Origin of the sequence: Thiocapsa sp., from assembly GCF_011390875.1 — a bacterium.
In the GTDB taxonomy this organism is placed as follows: Bacteria; Pseudomonadota; Gammaproteobacteria; order Chromatiales; family Chromatiaceae; genus Thiocapsa.
Window position 1 is genome coordinate 1 of the sequence record NZ_JAABRP010000162.1, and the last position, 11,919, is coordinate 11,919.

12 protein-coding genes are annotated in these 11,919 nt (G+C 65.3%); 10 read left to right on the forward strand and 2 right to left on the reverse strand.

Features of this window, described 5'->3' with window-relative positions; genetic code table 11:
* The 6 genes from GPT33_RS13290 to lolD all read left to right on the forward strand — a co-directional run.
* On the forward strand, positions 1 to 1,097 hold a 1,097-nt coding region (locus tag GPT33_RS13290), incomplete at its 5' end, for an ATP-binding protein (RefSeq protein ID WP_296809692.1).
* Positions 1,094 to 1,708, forward strand: a complete 615-nt coding sequence (locus tag GPT33_RS13295) for a response regulator (RefSeq protein WP_296809695.1) — start codon at positions 1,094 to 1,096, stop codon at positions 1,706 to 1,708. The genes GPT33_RS13290 and GPT33_RS13295, both read left to right, overlap by 4 nt.
* A 114-nt stretch (positions 1,709 to 1,822) precedes the next feature.
* Complete coding sequence (locus GPT33_RS13300; RefSeq protein ID WP_296809697.1) at positions 1,823 to 2,107, forward strand: PilZ domain-containing protein; 285 nt, start codon at positions 1,823 to 1,825, stop codon at positions 2,105 to 2,107.
* Between the two features lie 55 nt (positions 2,108 to 2,162).
* Positions 2,163 to 3,197 carry an agmatine deiminase family protein gene (locus GPT33_RS13305; protein ID WP_296809700.1) on the forward strand — a complete coding sequence of 345 codons (1,035 nt, stop codon included), beginning with the start codon at positions 2,163 to 2,165 and terminating at the stop codon, positions 3,195 to 3,197.
* A gap of 126 nt (positions 3,198 to 3,323) precedes the next feature.
* The gene (locus tag GPT33_RS13310) at positions 3,324 to 4,574 is read left to right on the forward strand and encodes a lipoprotein-releasing ABC transporter permease subunit (protein ID WP_296809702.1); all 1,251 of its coding nucleotides are present in this window, start codon (positions 3,324 to 3,326) and stop codon (positions 4,572 to 4,574) included.
* Positions 4,567 to 5,265 (forward strand): lipoprotein-releasing ABC transporter ATP-binding protein LolD, encoded by a 699-nt coding sequence (gene lolD, locus GPT33_RS13315; protein ID WP_296809704.1) that lies wholly within the window; start codon positions 4,567 to 4,569, stop codon positions 5,263 to 5,265. Before GPT33_RS13310 ends, lolD begins: the two co-directional genes overlap by 8 nt.
* Here the strand turns inward: lolD and GPT33_RS13320 are convergent.
* Positions 5,211 to 5,762 carry a DUF2062 domain-containing protein gene (locus GPT33_RS13320; RefSeq protein ID WP_296809705.1) on the reverse strand — a complete coding sequence of 184 codons (552 nt, stop codon included), beginning with the start codon at positions 5,760 to 5,762 and terminating at the stop codon, positions 5,211 to 5,213. The genes lolD and GPT33_RS13320 overlap by 55 nt on opposite strands.
* Before the next feature lie 202 nt (positions 5,763 to 5,964).
* Between GPT33_RS13320 and GPT33_RS13325 the strand changes: the two genes are divergently transcribed.
* The 4 genes from GPT33_RS13325 to tsaB all read left to right on the forward strand — a co-directional run bounded on the left by GPT33_RS13325 (position 5,965) and on the right by tsaB (position 11,631).
* Positions 5,965 to 8,298 carry a DNA internalization-related competence protein ComEC/Rec2 gene (locus GPT33_RS13325; RefSeq protein ID WP_296809707.1) on the forward strand — a complete coding sequence of 778 codons (2,334 nt, stop codon included), beginning with the start codon at positions 5,965 to 5,967 and terminating at the stop codon, positions 8,296 to 8,298.
* Positions 8,299 to 8,730: 432 nt separating this feature from the next.
* Positions 8,731 to 9,723 carry an adenosine kinase gene (locus GPT33_RS13330; protein ID WP_296809709.1) on the forward strand — a complete coding sequence of 331 codons (993 nt, stop codon included), beginning with the start codon at positions 8,731 to 8,733 and terminating at the stop codon, positions 9,721 to 9,723.
* 174 nt (positions 9,724 to 9,897) lie between these two features.
* Positions 9,898 to 10,839, forward strand: coding sequence for a hypothetical protein (locus GPT33_RS13335; protein ID WP_296809710.1), 942 nt, complete (start codon positions 9,898 to 9,900; stop codon positions 10,837 to 10,839).
* A gap of 111 nt (positions 10,840 to 10,950) precedes the next feature.
* A complete protein-coding gene (gene tsaB, locus GPT33_RS13340; protein ID WP_296809711.1) occupies positions 10,951 to 11,631 on the forward strand; it encodes a tRNA (adenosine(37)-N6)-threonylcarbamoyltransferase complex dimerization subunit type 1 TsaB in 681 nt (226 codons plus the stop codon).
* Here the strand turns inward: tsaB and GPT33_RS13345 are convergent.
* Positions 11,615 to 11,878: a hypothetical protein gene (locus GPT33_RS13345; protein WP_296809713.1), complete on the reverse strand. Its 264-nt coding sequence runs from the start codon at positions 11,876 to 11,878 to the stop codon at positions 11,615 to 11,617. The genes tsaB and GPT33_RS13345 overlap by 17 nt on opposite strands.
* Between the last annotated feature and the right edge of the window lie 41 nt (positions 11,879 to 11,919).

Genomic DNA, 11,919 nt, shown 5'->3' on the forward strand with positions numbered 1-11,919 from the left:
AAGAGGAGCTGCTCGCCCTGACCTGTCGCGGTCTCATCCACCCGGAGGATCACGATGGATTGATACGGTATATCGCAAGGATCGGCGAGGGCACATCCTACGATGGCGACAGGGAACGAGAAGAAGGCCAAAGCCTGGAGCTGCGTTATATCGGCAAGTCGGGCCAAACCATCTGGTGCAACCTGACGATGGCCCCCGTGCGCGATTCGAGCGGATGCCTGCGCTATTTCATCGGCGTCATCGAGGACATCAGTGCCCGCAAGTTGCTTGAAGAGCGCGAAGCCAAACACCGCCAAGCGCTCTTCAGGGTCGGGCGTATCAGCACCATGGGCGAGATGTCGAGCGCCATTGCCCATGAGATCGCCCAGCCGCTCATGGGCATCAGTACCTATGCCGGCGGGGCTCTCGAGCGCCTCGACAACGCCCCGACCGAGGTCGAGCCGCTGCGTCTTGCGTTGCGCGAGATCTCCAGGCTCGCCACGCGTGCGGGCCGGATCATCGAGCGGATTCGGGATTTTTCCAGGCAGCATGCCAGCGCGCCCCGACCGATCGACCTGCGGGCCATCAGCCGAGCGGCCGTCGGCATGATCGAGCCGGAGATCAAAGCGAACGGCGTGCAGGTCGAGATTCGGGTTGGTACCGACGTGCCCTTCGCCAGCGGTGACCCGGTCGAGATCGAGCAGGTGTTGATCAACCTCCTGCTGAACGGCATGGATGCGATGCGCGACGCACCGCCCGGCGAGCGCCGCTTGGATGTCGCCATCGCGCGCGCCGACCCGGATCAGGTGCGGGTCGCCGTCGCCGACCGTGGGGTCGGGCTGGAGCAAACCGACGCTAGCCGGCTGTTCGATCCCTTCTACACGACCAAGGAAGGCGGTACCGGGCTCGGGCTTTCGATGAGTCGCACCATTATCGACTCCTACGGCGGACGCATCTGGGCCGAGCCACGCCCCGGGGGCGGCGCGGTGTTTGCGTTCACGCTGCCCGGCCATCGTCCGGGTCGTTCCACCGACCGGTCGCCCACGAAGTCCCCCGCGAGTTTGGCCGATCGTCCGCTCGATGGCCCGTCCGACACAGCCATCGGAGACCCCAAATGAGCCCGAAGTCGACTGTATTCGTGATCGACGACGACGAGGACGTGCGCCAGTCACTACGCTGGCTCTTCGAATCGGTATCCATGCCGGTCGAGGTCTACGGATCGGCGGCCGGGTTTCTCGCCGATCCGAGCTGCGAGGGTCCGGGCTGCCTGGTCTTGGATGTGCGCATGCCGGAGATGGACGGGCTCGAGCTGCTCGAGGTCCTGCGCACGCATCGCATCGTCCTGCCCGTGATCATGATCAGCGGACACGCCGACGTGCCGATGGCGGTGAAGGCGATGCAGTCCGGTGCTGTGGATTTCATACAGAAACCGGTCAATCACCAGGATCTCCTGCAGCGCGTACGCAAGGCGCTCGCCGCAGACGAACGCTTTCGGGCCGAGATCGGCGACCCGCGCATCATCGCCGAGCTGCTCGAGCAGCTCACCGCCAAGGAGCGCGAGGTGCTCGAGGCGATCGTCAGCGGGAGCACCAATAAGGCGATTGCCGGCACGCTCAACCTCAGTATCCGAACGGTCGAGACACATCGCGCCAACCTGATGCGCAAGCTCGGGGTCCACTCGACCGCGGATCTGGTCCGCTTGACGCTCGCGTGTCGACTGCGCCCCTAGATTTTCCGATCCGCACCACGGTCCTCGACGCGCCTGACTCGTGGGTCCACGCGACTCCGCAAGCGTGGTTGTCCGGCCCCACGAACCAACATTACGAGAGGAGGATTCGAGGAGATGGAACGCCGATGGCATCATCGAACCGAGATCGACATCCCCGCAACCCTCGCCGTGAACGGCAAGCACCGCCCGGCTCCCTGCCGAATCAGAAACTTCAGCGCAAGCGGGCTCTACCTCGAGACCGCCGAGACCCTCGCGCGCCATCAGTTCGTTCAAATACACATCCATCCGCACGGCGTCTCGCCGCGGGTCATTGACGGAATGGTCATTCGCGTCGAGGACGGAGGGGTCGGGATCGAGGCCGAGACCCGCTTCTGGTCACAAGCACTCGACTGGCGGTAAAGGCGAGCGCGCGGCATACAATAGACGCATCGACAACCCAACGACGATGCCTGCCATGCGCCGATTCCCCGCCGAGTGGGAGCCCCAAAGCGGGGTCATGCTCACCTGGCCTCATGACGACACCGACTGGGCAGATCAGCTGGATCGGGTCGAGCGGCTCTATGCCGACCTCGCCGCCCTAATCGGACGCTTCGAGCCTGTGCTGAACGTTTGTCGGGATGCCGAGCACGCCGCGGCAGTTCGCGCACGTGTCGCAGCCGCAGGCGCTGCCGCAGACAGCCAGCGTTTCGGTATCGCCCCTAGCAACGACACCTGGGCACGCGATCACGGACCGATCGGCGTCTGCACTGAAACGGGAGTCCCTCTCCTGCTCGACTTCCGTTTCAACGGATGGGGCGGGAAGTTCGCCGCCGATCGTGACGACCGTATCACCGGGACGCTGTGCGGACGCGGCCTCTTCGGGGAGACCCCGCTTGAGCCCGTCGACCTGGTTCTCGAAGGCGGTGCGATCGAGACCGATGGCCGGGGCACCCTGCTCGCGGTGACCCGGACGCTCGTCGACCCGCGACGCAACCCTGGCATGACACGCGAGACGATCGAGCAAATCCTCGCCGAGCGTCTCGGCGCCCGTCGTTTCCTGTGGCTCGAGCACGGCGCCATCAGCGGCGACGACACCGACGGGCATATCGACACCCTGGTCCGCTTCTGCGCCCCGGATACGCTCTGCTACGCGCGCTGCAACGACCCGAGCGATGCGGATTTCGCCGAGCTTCAGGCGATGGAACAGGAGCTTCGGGCATTGCGTGACCCATACGGCAATCCCTACCGTCTGGTGCCCTTGCCGACCCCCGCACCGGTTCTGGACGGCGACGGCGAGCGCCTCCCGGCCGGCTACGCGAACTTTCTCCTCATCAACGGCGCCGTGCTTGTGCCGACCTACGACAATCCTGCCGACGCCGAGGCACTCGACACCTTGGGCCTTCTCTTTGCGGACCGCACCGTCCTGCCCATCGACTGCCGGCCGCTGATCCGCCAAGGCGGCAGCCTGCACTGCATCAGCATGCAGCTGATGGGGGGCGTGCTGGCTTAGAAGCGATCAAGAACACAGTGTACGGATGCGTGAACGCCGTCAGCCTTAGGTTGACGGACGCAGCGCAGTCCATCAGCGCCACGGTTTTCGGGCGCGTCCGCGACCTTTGTGGTTAAATCCCGCGCCATGTTCCATCCCATCGCCATCTACATCGGCCTTCGCTACACGCGAGCGAAACGCCGTAATCATTTCATCTCCTTCATCTCCGGCACCTCGATGGTGGGCATTACGCTCGGCATCGTCGCGCTGATCGTGGTGCTCTCGGTGATGAACGGTTTCCACAAGGAGATCCAGGCTCGGATTCTGAGCATGGCCTCGCACGCGACGCTCGCCGATCCCTACGGCGGAGGCATCAAGGACTGGCGCGACGTGCTGGAACGGGTTCGAGCCCATCCGAATGTCGTCGGCGCGGCACCCTTCGTCGAGGTGCAGGGGATGCTGGTCAACGGCTCGCAGGTCAGCGGGGCGCTGATCCGCGGCATCATTCCGACGGAGGAAGACCAGGTCGCGGAGCTGCGGCGGGATATGGTCGCGGGCTCGGTGGATGATCTCGTCGACGGCGAGTTTCGGATCATCCTCGGACAGGACCTGGCAAACTTCCTCGGGGTGGTGCCCGGCGACAAGGTCACGGTCGTCACACCCCAGGTGAGTGCGACGCCGGTCGGGATCATGCCGCGGCTCAAACGCTTCACCGTAAGCGGCGTCTTCTCGGTCGGCATGGCGGATTACGATCGCAATGCCGCCTTCATGCAGATGGACGATGCGGCCAAGCTCCTGAGCCTCGGCGATGCGGTCTCGGGTGTTCGGCTGAAGTTGACCGATATGTGGCTGGCGCCGCAGCTCTCGCGCGATATCGCCTACGAGTTGGACGGGGTCTACCGCGTCTTGGACTGGACCCAGGTCCACAGCAACTTCTTCAGCGCACTGGCGATGGAGAAGCGGATGATGAGCATCATCCTCTTCCTGATCGTGGCCGTGGCCGCCTTCAATATCGTCTCGACCCTGGTGATGGTGGTCACCGACAAGCAAGCCGATATCGCCGTGCTGCGCACGCTCGGTGCCTCGCCTGCCCGCATCATGGGGATCTTTATGGTGCAGGGAACGGCAATCGGTCTGGTCGGGACCCTGATCGGGATGGTCGCAGGCGTGATCCTCGCGCTCAATGTCGAGACCGTCGTCGCCGGGATCGAGGGGCTCTTGGGCGTGCACTTCCTGGATCCAACCATTTATTACATCAGCGCGTTGCCTTCTGACGTGCATCTCGAAGACGTGCTGTTCGTCGGCGGCGCGGCCTTCCTGATGTCCGTGCTCGCAACCATCTATCCGGCCTGGCGCGCAGCCGCGACACAACCGGCCGAGGCCCTGCGTTATGAGTGATCTCATGCCCGTGTTGGAGGTCAAGGGCCTTTCGAAGACCTTCCGCCAGGGCCCGCTGGAGGTCGAGGTGCTGCGCGAGGTGGATTTTCGCGTCGGTGCCGGCGAGCGGATCGCGATCGTGGGGGCCTCGGGCTCGGGCAAGAGCACCCTGCTGCATTGTGTCGGCGGACTGGAGCGCCCGAGCAGCGGGAGCCTGCGTTGGCTCGGTCAGGAGGTCAACCGACTCTCCGAGGCCAAGCGCGGCCTGCTGCGTAACCGCCATCTCGGCTTCGTCTATCAATTCCATCATCTGCTCGCCGAGTTCACCGCGCTCGAGAACGTCGCCATGCCGCTTCTGATCGGCGGCAGTCGGCCTGTCGAGGCGCGCGATCGGGCGGCGGCCTTGCTCGATCGCGTGGGCCTCGGAAGCCGTGCTCGGCACAAGCCCGGCGAGATGTCGGGTGGCGAGCGTCAGCGCGCGGCCGTCGCGCGCGCCTTGGTTACCCATCCGGCCTGTCTCTTGGCAGACGAGCCCACCGGAAACCTCGATCGGGTCACCGCTGCCCGGGTCTTCGACCTGATGTTGGAGCTCAATGCCGCGATCGGGACCAGTCTGGTCATCGTCACCCACGACCAGGAGCTGGCAGGGCGCATGGATCAGGTCTGGCGATTGGACGACGGGCGGCTGTCGCGCGACGCCGTGGCCCGATAGCGTTCACGCCGCTCGCGGATGCGGCGCATCAGCCGTTGGCGCCAGATCGCCTGGATGGCCAGATAACCTAGTCCGGAGCACAGGACTCCGCAAACCAGACTGCCGAGCATCAGAGGCCAGAGCACGGCGATCCAATGGCGCCAGTCGAGCCAATACCCGAGATCGAAGTGACCGGGTTCGATGCCCAGCATCCAGCACCCCAGGCGATAGGCGAAATAGAACATCGGTGGGATGGTGACCGGATTGGAGATCCAAGACACCAACACCGAGATCGGCAGGTTGACACGCAGGACGATGGCCGCTCCCGCAGCAATCAGGGATTGGCCGACCGGCGGCAAAAACATCACGAACAGACCGATTGCGGCGGCGCCCGAGACCGAGTGACGGTTCAGGTGCCAGAGGTTGGGGTCATGCAGGAGTGTGCCGAAGACGCCGAAATGGCGATTTGTCCGGAAGGTGCCGGCCGCAGGTAGATTTCGCTTGAGCCATCGTTTCACGCCGCAAGTCCGGTGGAGCTTACGCCAGAGGGACAGGCCGCGGAGTATAACCCTAGATCCGGCCGTTGACCGCTTCGTGCTTCGTGCAAGGGTTTGACTGACGGATGGGAAAAGCAATCATGGACAGATGCAATGATCTGTGGTGTCGGGACCGTCGCAGCCCGTCGCACGGCGGTCACGAACCCCTCGCGGCGCTGCGACGATGACCCGGAGCACGACCGGCGCCGGTCTCGCGTTCGCCTCCGGCGTCGCCGTCGTTTACCTGCTGCCCGGGCTGCCGCCGCTTGCGCCGGCCGGCTTTGTCACCGTCGCCGTGGGGCTCGCCGCGTGGCGTTGGCGCCTGCTGCGATTGCCCTTCTGGCTGCTGCTCGGCGCATTCTGGGCGCACTGGAACGCCTGCCTCCTGCTCTGCGCGCCTTTTCCCGATGCACTGGCCCGTGCGCCCCTCGTTGTGGAAGGGCGCATCGCCTCGATCCCGACCGATTCCGGCCTCGCTCGACGATTCCTGTTCGAGGTCGAGCAGGTCCGGCATGAGGACGAGTCGATTCCCTTCATCGGCCTGGTCCGACTCTCCTGGTACGACGACGCTCCGCCCTTGCGCGCCGGAGAGCAATGGCGCTTGCCGGTGCGGCTCAAGCCCCGGCACGGTCTCGCCAATCCGGGCACCTTCGACTTCGAGCGCTGGTTGTTCGAGCAGGGTGTGAAGGCGACGGGGAATCTGCGTCGGGGCGAGCCGCCGGAGCGGCTCGATGCGGACCCCGGTCGTTACTGGCTCGACCGTCGCCGGCAGGCCCTGTCAGAGCATCTCGCCCGGGTTTTGGACGGAGCTCCGGCACTGCCGCTCGTACAGGCCCTGGTGATCGGCGATCGCTCGGGGTTTGATCAGGAGGACTGGGAGGTGTTGACGCGCACCGGGACCAACCATCTGGTTGCCATCTCGGGGCTGCATGTCGGCCTGATCGCCGGTGCGGCCTTCTTTATGATGCGTTGGCTTTGGTCGCGCAGCGCTCGCCTCACGGCCGCGTTTGCAGCACCGCGCGCGGCGGCGGTCGGCGCTTTGATCGCCGCGCTCGGATATGCGGGACTCGCGGGTTTCGCGGTCTCGACCCAGCGTGCGCTTGTCATGATCGGAGTGGTCTTTGCGGCGCTCGTCTGGCAGCGTACGCTTCGGTCCTACCATGCCCTCGTGCTTGCGCTGGTCGGGGTGCTGCTTGTCGATGCCGCGGCTGTCTTGTCGCCCGGTTTCTGGCTGTCCTTCGGCGCCGTAGCCGTGCTCTTGTTCAACCTCGGACACCGGCTGCCGAGCCGCGATCTCTGGACGCGCTGGGGTCGTGCCCAGTGGGCCGTCGGGATCGGTCTCTTGCCGCTGCTGTTCCTGCTCTTCGGACGGGCGTCGCTCATTGCGCCGCCGGTGAATCTGGTGGCCGTGCCGCTCTTCAGTCTGATCCTGCTGCCGCTGGTTCTGCTGGCGAGTCTATTGAGCCTAATCCCCGGAGTCGGCTCAGTCCCCGCGTGGCCGCTGCAGTGGACCGCGCATCTGCTCGGGTGGTGCTTGGACGGGCTCGCCTGGATCGCCGACTTGCCTTGGGCCGCGATCGCGCTGCCCGAGCGTCCGTTCTGGGTCTGGCTGGCCGCGGGTGCCGGGGCTGTTCTGATGCTCGCGCCGCGCGGGCTGCCGGGGCGTTGGCTGGGTCTGCTGCTCGTCGTTCCGATGTTCGTCCTGCGGACACCGCAGCCGGGCGACGGGGATGCCTGGTTTACCCTGCTCGACGTCGGCCTTGGCTTGTCCGCCGTCGTGCGCACCCGAGAGGGTACGCTCGTTTACGATACCGGGCCGGGGTTTCCGAGCGGCTTCGATACGGGCAGCGCGGTGGTTGCGCCCTTTCTGTCGGCCCAAGGGGTGCGTCGAATCGAGCGTCTGGTCGTCAGTCATGCCGACCGAGATCACGCCGGTGGTCTGGCAGGTTTGTCCGAACGTATCTCGATCGATCGGATCGACAGCGGAGAGCCGGCGCGTCTGGCTGTGCCGGGCGTCGAGCCGTGCAGGGCAGGGGAGGGTTGGGAGTGGTCGGGTGTGACGTTTCGGTTCCTCCATCCCTCAGACGCGGGATTCCGCGGTAACGACGCCTCATGCGTGCTGCGTGTCGAGACCGGGGGGCGCTCGATTCTCCTGACCGGCGATATCCAGGCGCGGGTCGAGCGCCGCCTGGCCCGTGACCGAGGCGAGGCGCTCGCGAGCGATGTGCTCGTCGCCGGTCACCACGGAAGCGCTACCTCGACGCATCCCGAGTTTCTGGACGCCGTCGCGCCCGGTTTGGTTCTCTTCGCCTCCGGCTATGCCAACCATTTCGGCTTCCCTGTTGCCGAGGTACGCGAGCGGGTCTCACGGCGCGGCATTCCCGTACAGGACACGGGTCTTCTCGGCGCGATCGAGCTGCGGATCGGATCCGACGGCACCATCGAGGGCCCTTGGACATGGCGCGAACGCGCCGGACGATTCTGGACCCATCGTGCGGACGGATGGCCGAGCCGCTGAACCCTGTCGGCTCCGAGGACATCCGAAGACATCTCCGAGTCCAGCCCTTTCGAACGGCCCGTCGCGGTCACGCGCACCCGCAACTCGCACCCGCTCCGGCTCGATCGGTTATCCTAGGCCCGGCAGTCGTAGCGGCCATCACCCGGCAGGTGAGCCGTCAGATTCACGTGATCGTCAAGGCCTTCAAACCCTTGCATGAAGCGCAAAGCAGTCAACTGCCGGATCTGGGGTGATATACCGAGCACTCGCGGATTTTTCGGTGCATCGCGCGCCCCGCGCACACCGGGCCGGCGTTGTGCCTCCTCGCCGTAGAAGCCGCTACGCCTCGTCGGCGCGCCCTGTCCCGACGCGTGCTTGATGCACCCTGCTTTGCGAAAAACCCACGTGCGCTCGGTTTACACTGACGCCTTTTTGGCAAGGAGAAGAGAATTCATGGCGAAATATCAGGTCTACGGCATCGGCAACGCGCTGGTGGATATGGAATACGAGGTGGATGCGGCGGATCTCGGCATCCTGGGCATCGACAAGGGTGTCATGACCCTGGTCGACGAGGTGCAGCAAGCGGCGATCATGGCGCATCTCAAGCATCACCAACCCCAGCGCGGGTCTGGTGGATCGGCCGCGAACTCGGTCATCGCGCTCAGCCAGTTCGGCGGCAAGGCCTTCTACTCCTGCAAGGTGGCAGACGACGAGCTGGGTCACTTCTACATGGACGATCTGGTCCGAGGCGGTGTCGACACCAACAACCATACCCGCAAGGATGTGGGCCACACCGGGCGCTGCGTTGTTCTGGTCACGCCCGACAGCGACCGGACCATGTGCACCTTCCTCGGGGTGAGCGGTGCACTGTCCGCCACCGAACTGGTCGAGGACGCGCTGCGCGACTCCGAGTGGTTCTACACGGAGGGCTATTTGGTGACCTCGGATGCCGCTCGGGAGGCGTCCATCGTCGCGAAGGGGATCGCCGACGCGGCCGGGGTCAAAACCGCGATCTCCCTGTCCGATCCGAATATGGTGAAGTTCTTCAAGGCCGGTCTGCTTGAGATGATCGGCTCCGGGGTGGATCTGCTGTTCGCCAACGAGTTCGAGGCGATGGGCATGGCCGGCAGCGAGGACCTCGGCGTCGCGGTGGAATATCTCAAGACCATCAGCCGGACCTTCGCCGTGACGCGCGGACCGGACGGCGCCTTGGTTTGGGACGGCGAGAGCCTGATCGAGATCGCGCCCGTGAAGGTCAAGGCCGTGGATACGGTCGGTGCGGGGGATATGTTCGCCGGTGCCTTCATCTACGGGCTCAGTCAGGGCTGGGGCTTCGCACGGGCGGGCAGTCTGGCCTCGGCGGCTTCTGCAAAGCTGGTGACCAGTCTCGGTCCGCGAATCTCCGCCGACGAGACACAGGCGATCCTGAAAGGCTTCGACAGCTGACGGTCGTTTTTCGAATCTGCGGAGTGGTCGGCAGTTCGAGGCGGTCCACGGAGGCTAGCATTCAGGCAATGGATCCTGCTCAGCGTACGGACTTGCTCCAGGGGACGGGGTATCCGCGGACCTGTCGATCGAGAGATCCGCGGCAGTTCGTCATCGACCTGCGGATTTGGCACGATGACCTTGCAGACCTTTGCTCGACCTACGATCGGTTTGCCGACGGGCATGACATTGTCCATCGCGATCGGCAGGCCAGGGTCGTCCTTTCATCTCGAGTCTGCGAGCAGCCTGCTGAGGACCCTCCCGTCGGTCGGGGACCGAATCTCTCCCGCCAAGCTGATCGAAATGCTGGAAGCGTTGCTGGCGAGCGACTTGGACGCCGTCGCACGACTGCGTCTCCTCCAGGCTTGGAAGGCTCCCTTGCTGGGGGCTTGCGAGGACGTCGGCGCGCACACCGGCGAGGAGACGGGTGAGCGCACCGGCGGGTTCGGGTCGGTGTTCGAGGGGCGTCTCTACCGACTGATGTTCCGCAACCTCGCGGCGTCCATCGAACGTGCCGCGGACCGCCAACGTGCTCCCGACGCCGATTTGAACGCGTGGGCGGTCCGCAACCTGTTCCATTTCTTTCAGCATCAGATCCGACATGCCGCGCGTCTGCAGATCCCGCTTCCTTCCGGTTCTTGGCGCGATCTTCATGCCCTGTCGGTGCGACTTGTCGTGAGCGCGCGATATCCCCGAGCGGCCGAGGGTTCACGGGAGGCCGGCCCCGAGGTCGGGCATCAGGGCGTCAGGTCGATCGAGCTGAAATACAAAGAGGTCCTCTTGCTCGGACTGATCGCGCAAGTCTTCGTGACCGCGATCCAGGATCACCTGAACGGGTTGCGCACCTGGGCGGTCGAAACCCGCTTGGAAAATCCATACGGTCTCACCGGTCAGCGCGGATTATGGCTGGTGGATCTCGCCGACGACGCCCCACCGTGCGAATGCACCGGGCCCTTGGGCCCGGACTTTCGGGGTTGGGTGCTGTTTCCGCCCGAGGAATTTGTCCGTATGCTCGACTCGGCGCGCATGTCCGAGGCATCGGAGCGCGGCCACAGGGTTCGTGCATTCCGCCTTTAGGGACTGATACCGAGCACGCGCGGGCCGATCGGATATCCGCAGCGCGGCGCCGACTCCGTATAGAATCGCAACCAAGCATTCTTTGGCTGCATCGATTCCCTTTCTTCCCTCATGACAAACCTCCTCGCGATCGATACCTCGGGCGACGCCTGCTCGGCGGCCCTGCTCTCGGGAGAGCGCATCGAGCAAGTGCTCGAGACCGCCCCGCGTCGGCACGGCGAGCTGATTCTGGGCATGATGCAGCAGGTGCTGGAGAGCGCCGGAGCGCGTCTGTCGGAGCTGGACGCGATCGCCTTCGCGCGTGGCCCCGGATCCTTCACCGGTGTGCGGATCGCGGTCGCGGTCGCGCAGGGCGCCGGGTTCGGCGCCGGGTTGCCGCTCGTGCCGATCTCGACCCTGGCGGCCATCGCGCAGGGAGCGTTTCGCCGCAGCGGAAAGCGACGCCTCTTGGTCGCACTGGATGCGCGAATGGGGGAGGTCTATTGGGGATGCTTCGAGATCGACGAAAGCGGTTTGGCTGTGCCCCGCTGCGAAGAGCGGGTGTGCCCGCCGGAGGCGGTCGAGGCACCGGACGGCGAGGGATGGTTCGGTGTCGGGGCGGGTTGGTCCGTGTACGGCGCCGAGCTAGCTGCGCGAACCGGTGCAGCGCCGAATCCCTCCGCCGGGGAGGCGATCTGCGAGGCTCGGGATCTGGCCGTGCTCGGCGCGGCCGAGCTTGCAGCGGGGCATGCGGTGCCGCCTGAGCTGGCGGCACCGGTCTATCTGCGGGATCGCGTTACGCGGGTCGGCTGAAGGTCTGGCCGTGGACCCGTTGACGTTCGTGGTCGTGCCGGCAGTGGCGTTTGAGACAGCTGATCACATAGTGCAAAAGGGTTCCGCCGACGGCGAGGAAGACCGCCGCGCCGGCCGCCAACCTGACGGTGGGTTCGACCTGGGAGAGCCCCAGCACCAGCCAGGTGATGAAGGCGAGCACACTGGAAATCAGCAAGACCATGACGAAGGGCAACGGGGATCGACTACATTTCGGGCACAGCTTCATGGGTTGGACTCGTTCGAATTGGGTTCAGTGGAGGGTCCTTT

Bases quoted from the DNA above. Each gene is read 5' to 3' on its own strand.
- GPT33_RS13295 (WP_296809695.1), top strand. From the start codon at position 1,094: ATGAGCCCGAAGTCGACTGTATTCGTGATCGACGACGACGAGGACGTG.
- GPT33_RS13300 (WP_296809697.1), top strand. From the start codon at position 1,823: ATGGAACGCCGATGGCATCATCGAACCGAGATCGACATCCCCGCAACC.
- GPT33_RS13305 (WP_296809700.1), top strand. From the start codon at position 2,163: ATGCGCCGATTCCCCGCCGAGTGGGAGCCCCAAAGCGGGGTCATGCTC.
- GPT33_RS13310 (WP_296809702.1), top strand. From the start codon at position 3,324: ATGTTCCATCCCATCGCCATCTACATCGGCCTTCGCTACACGCGAGCG.
- lolD (WP_296809704.1), top strand. From the start codon at position 4,567: ATGAGTGATCTCATGCCCGTGTTGGAGGTCAAGGGCCTTTCGAAGACC.
- GPT33_RS13325 (WP_296809707.1), top strand. From the start codon at position 5,965: ATGACCCGGAGCACGACCGGCGCCGGTCTCGCGTTCGCCTCCGGCGTC.
- GPT33_RS13330 (WP_296809709.1), top strand. From the start codon at position 8,731: ATGGCGAAATATCAGGTCTACGGCATCGGCAACGCGCTGGTGGATATG.
- GPT33_RS13335 (WP_296809710.1), top strand. From the start codon at position 9,898: ATGACCTTGCAGACCTTTGCTCGACCTACGATCGGTTTGCCGACGGGC.
- tsaB (WP_296809711.1), top strand. From the start codon at position 10,951: ATGACAAACCTCCTCGCGATCGATACCTCGGGCGACGCCTGCTCGGCG.
- GPT33_RS13345 (WP_296809713.1), bottom strand. From the start codon at position 11,878: ATGAAGCTGTGCCCGAAATGTAGTCGATCCCCGTTGCCCTTCGTCATG.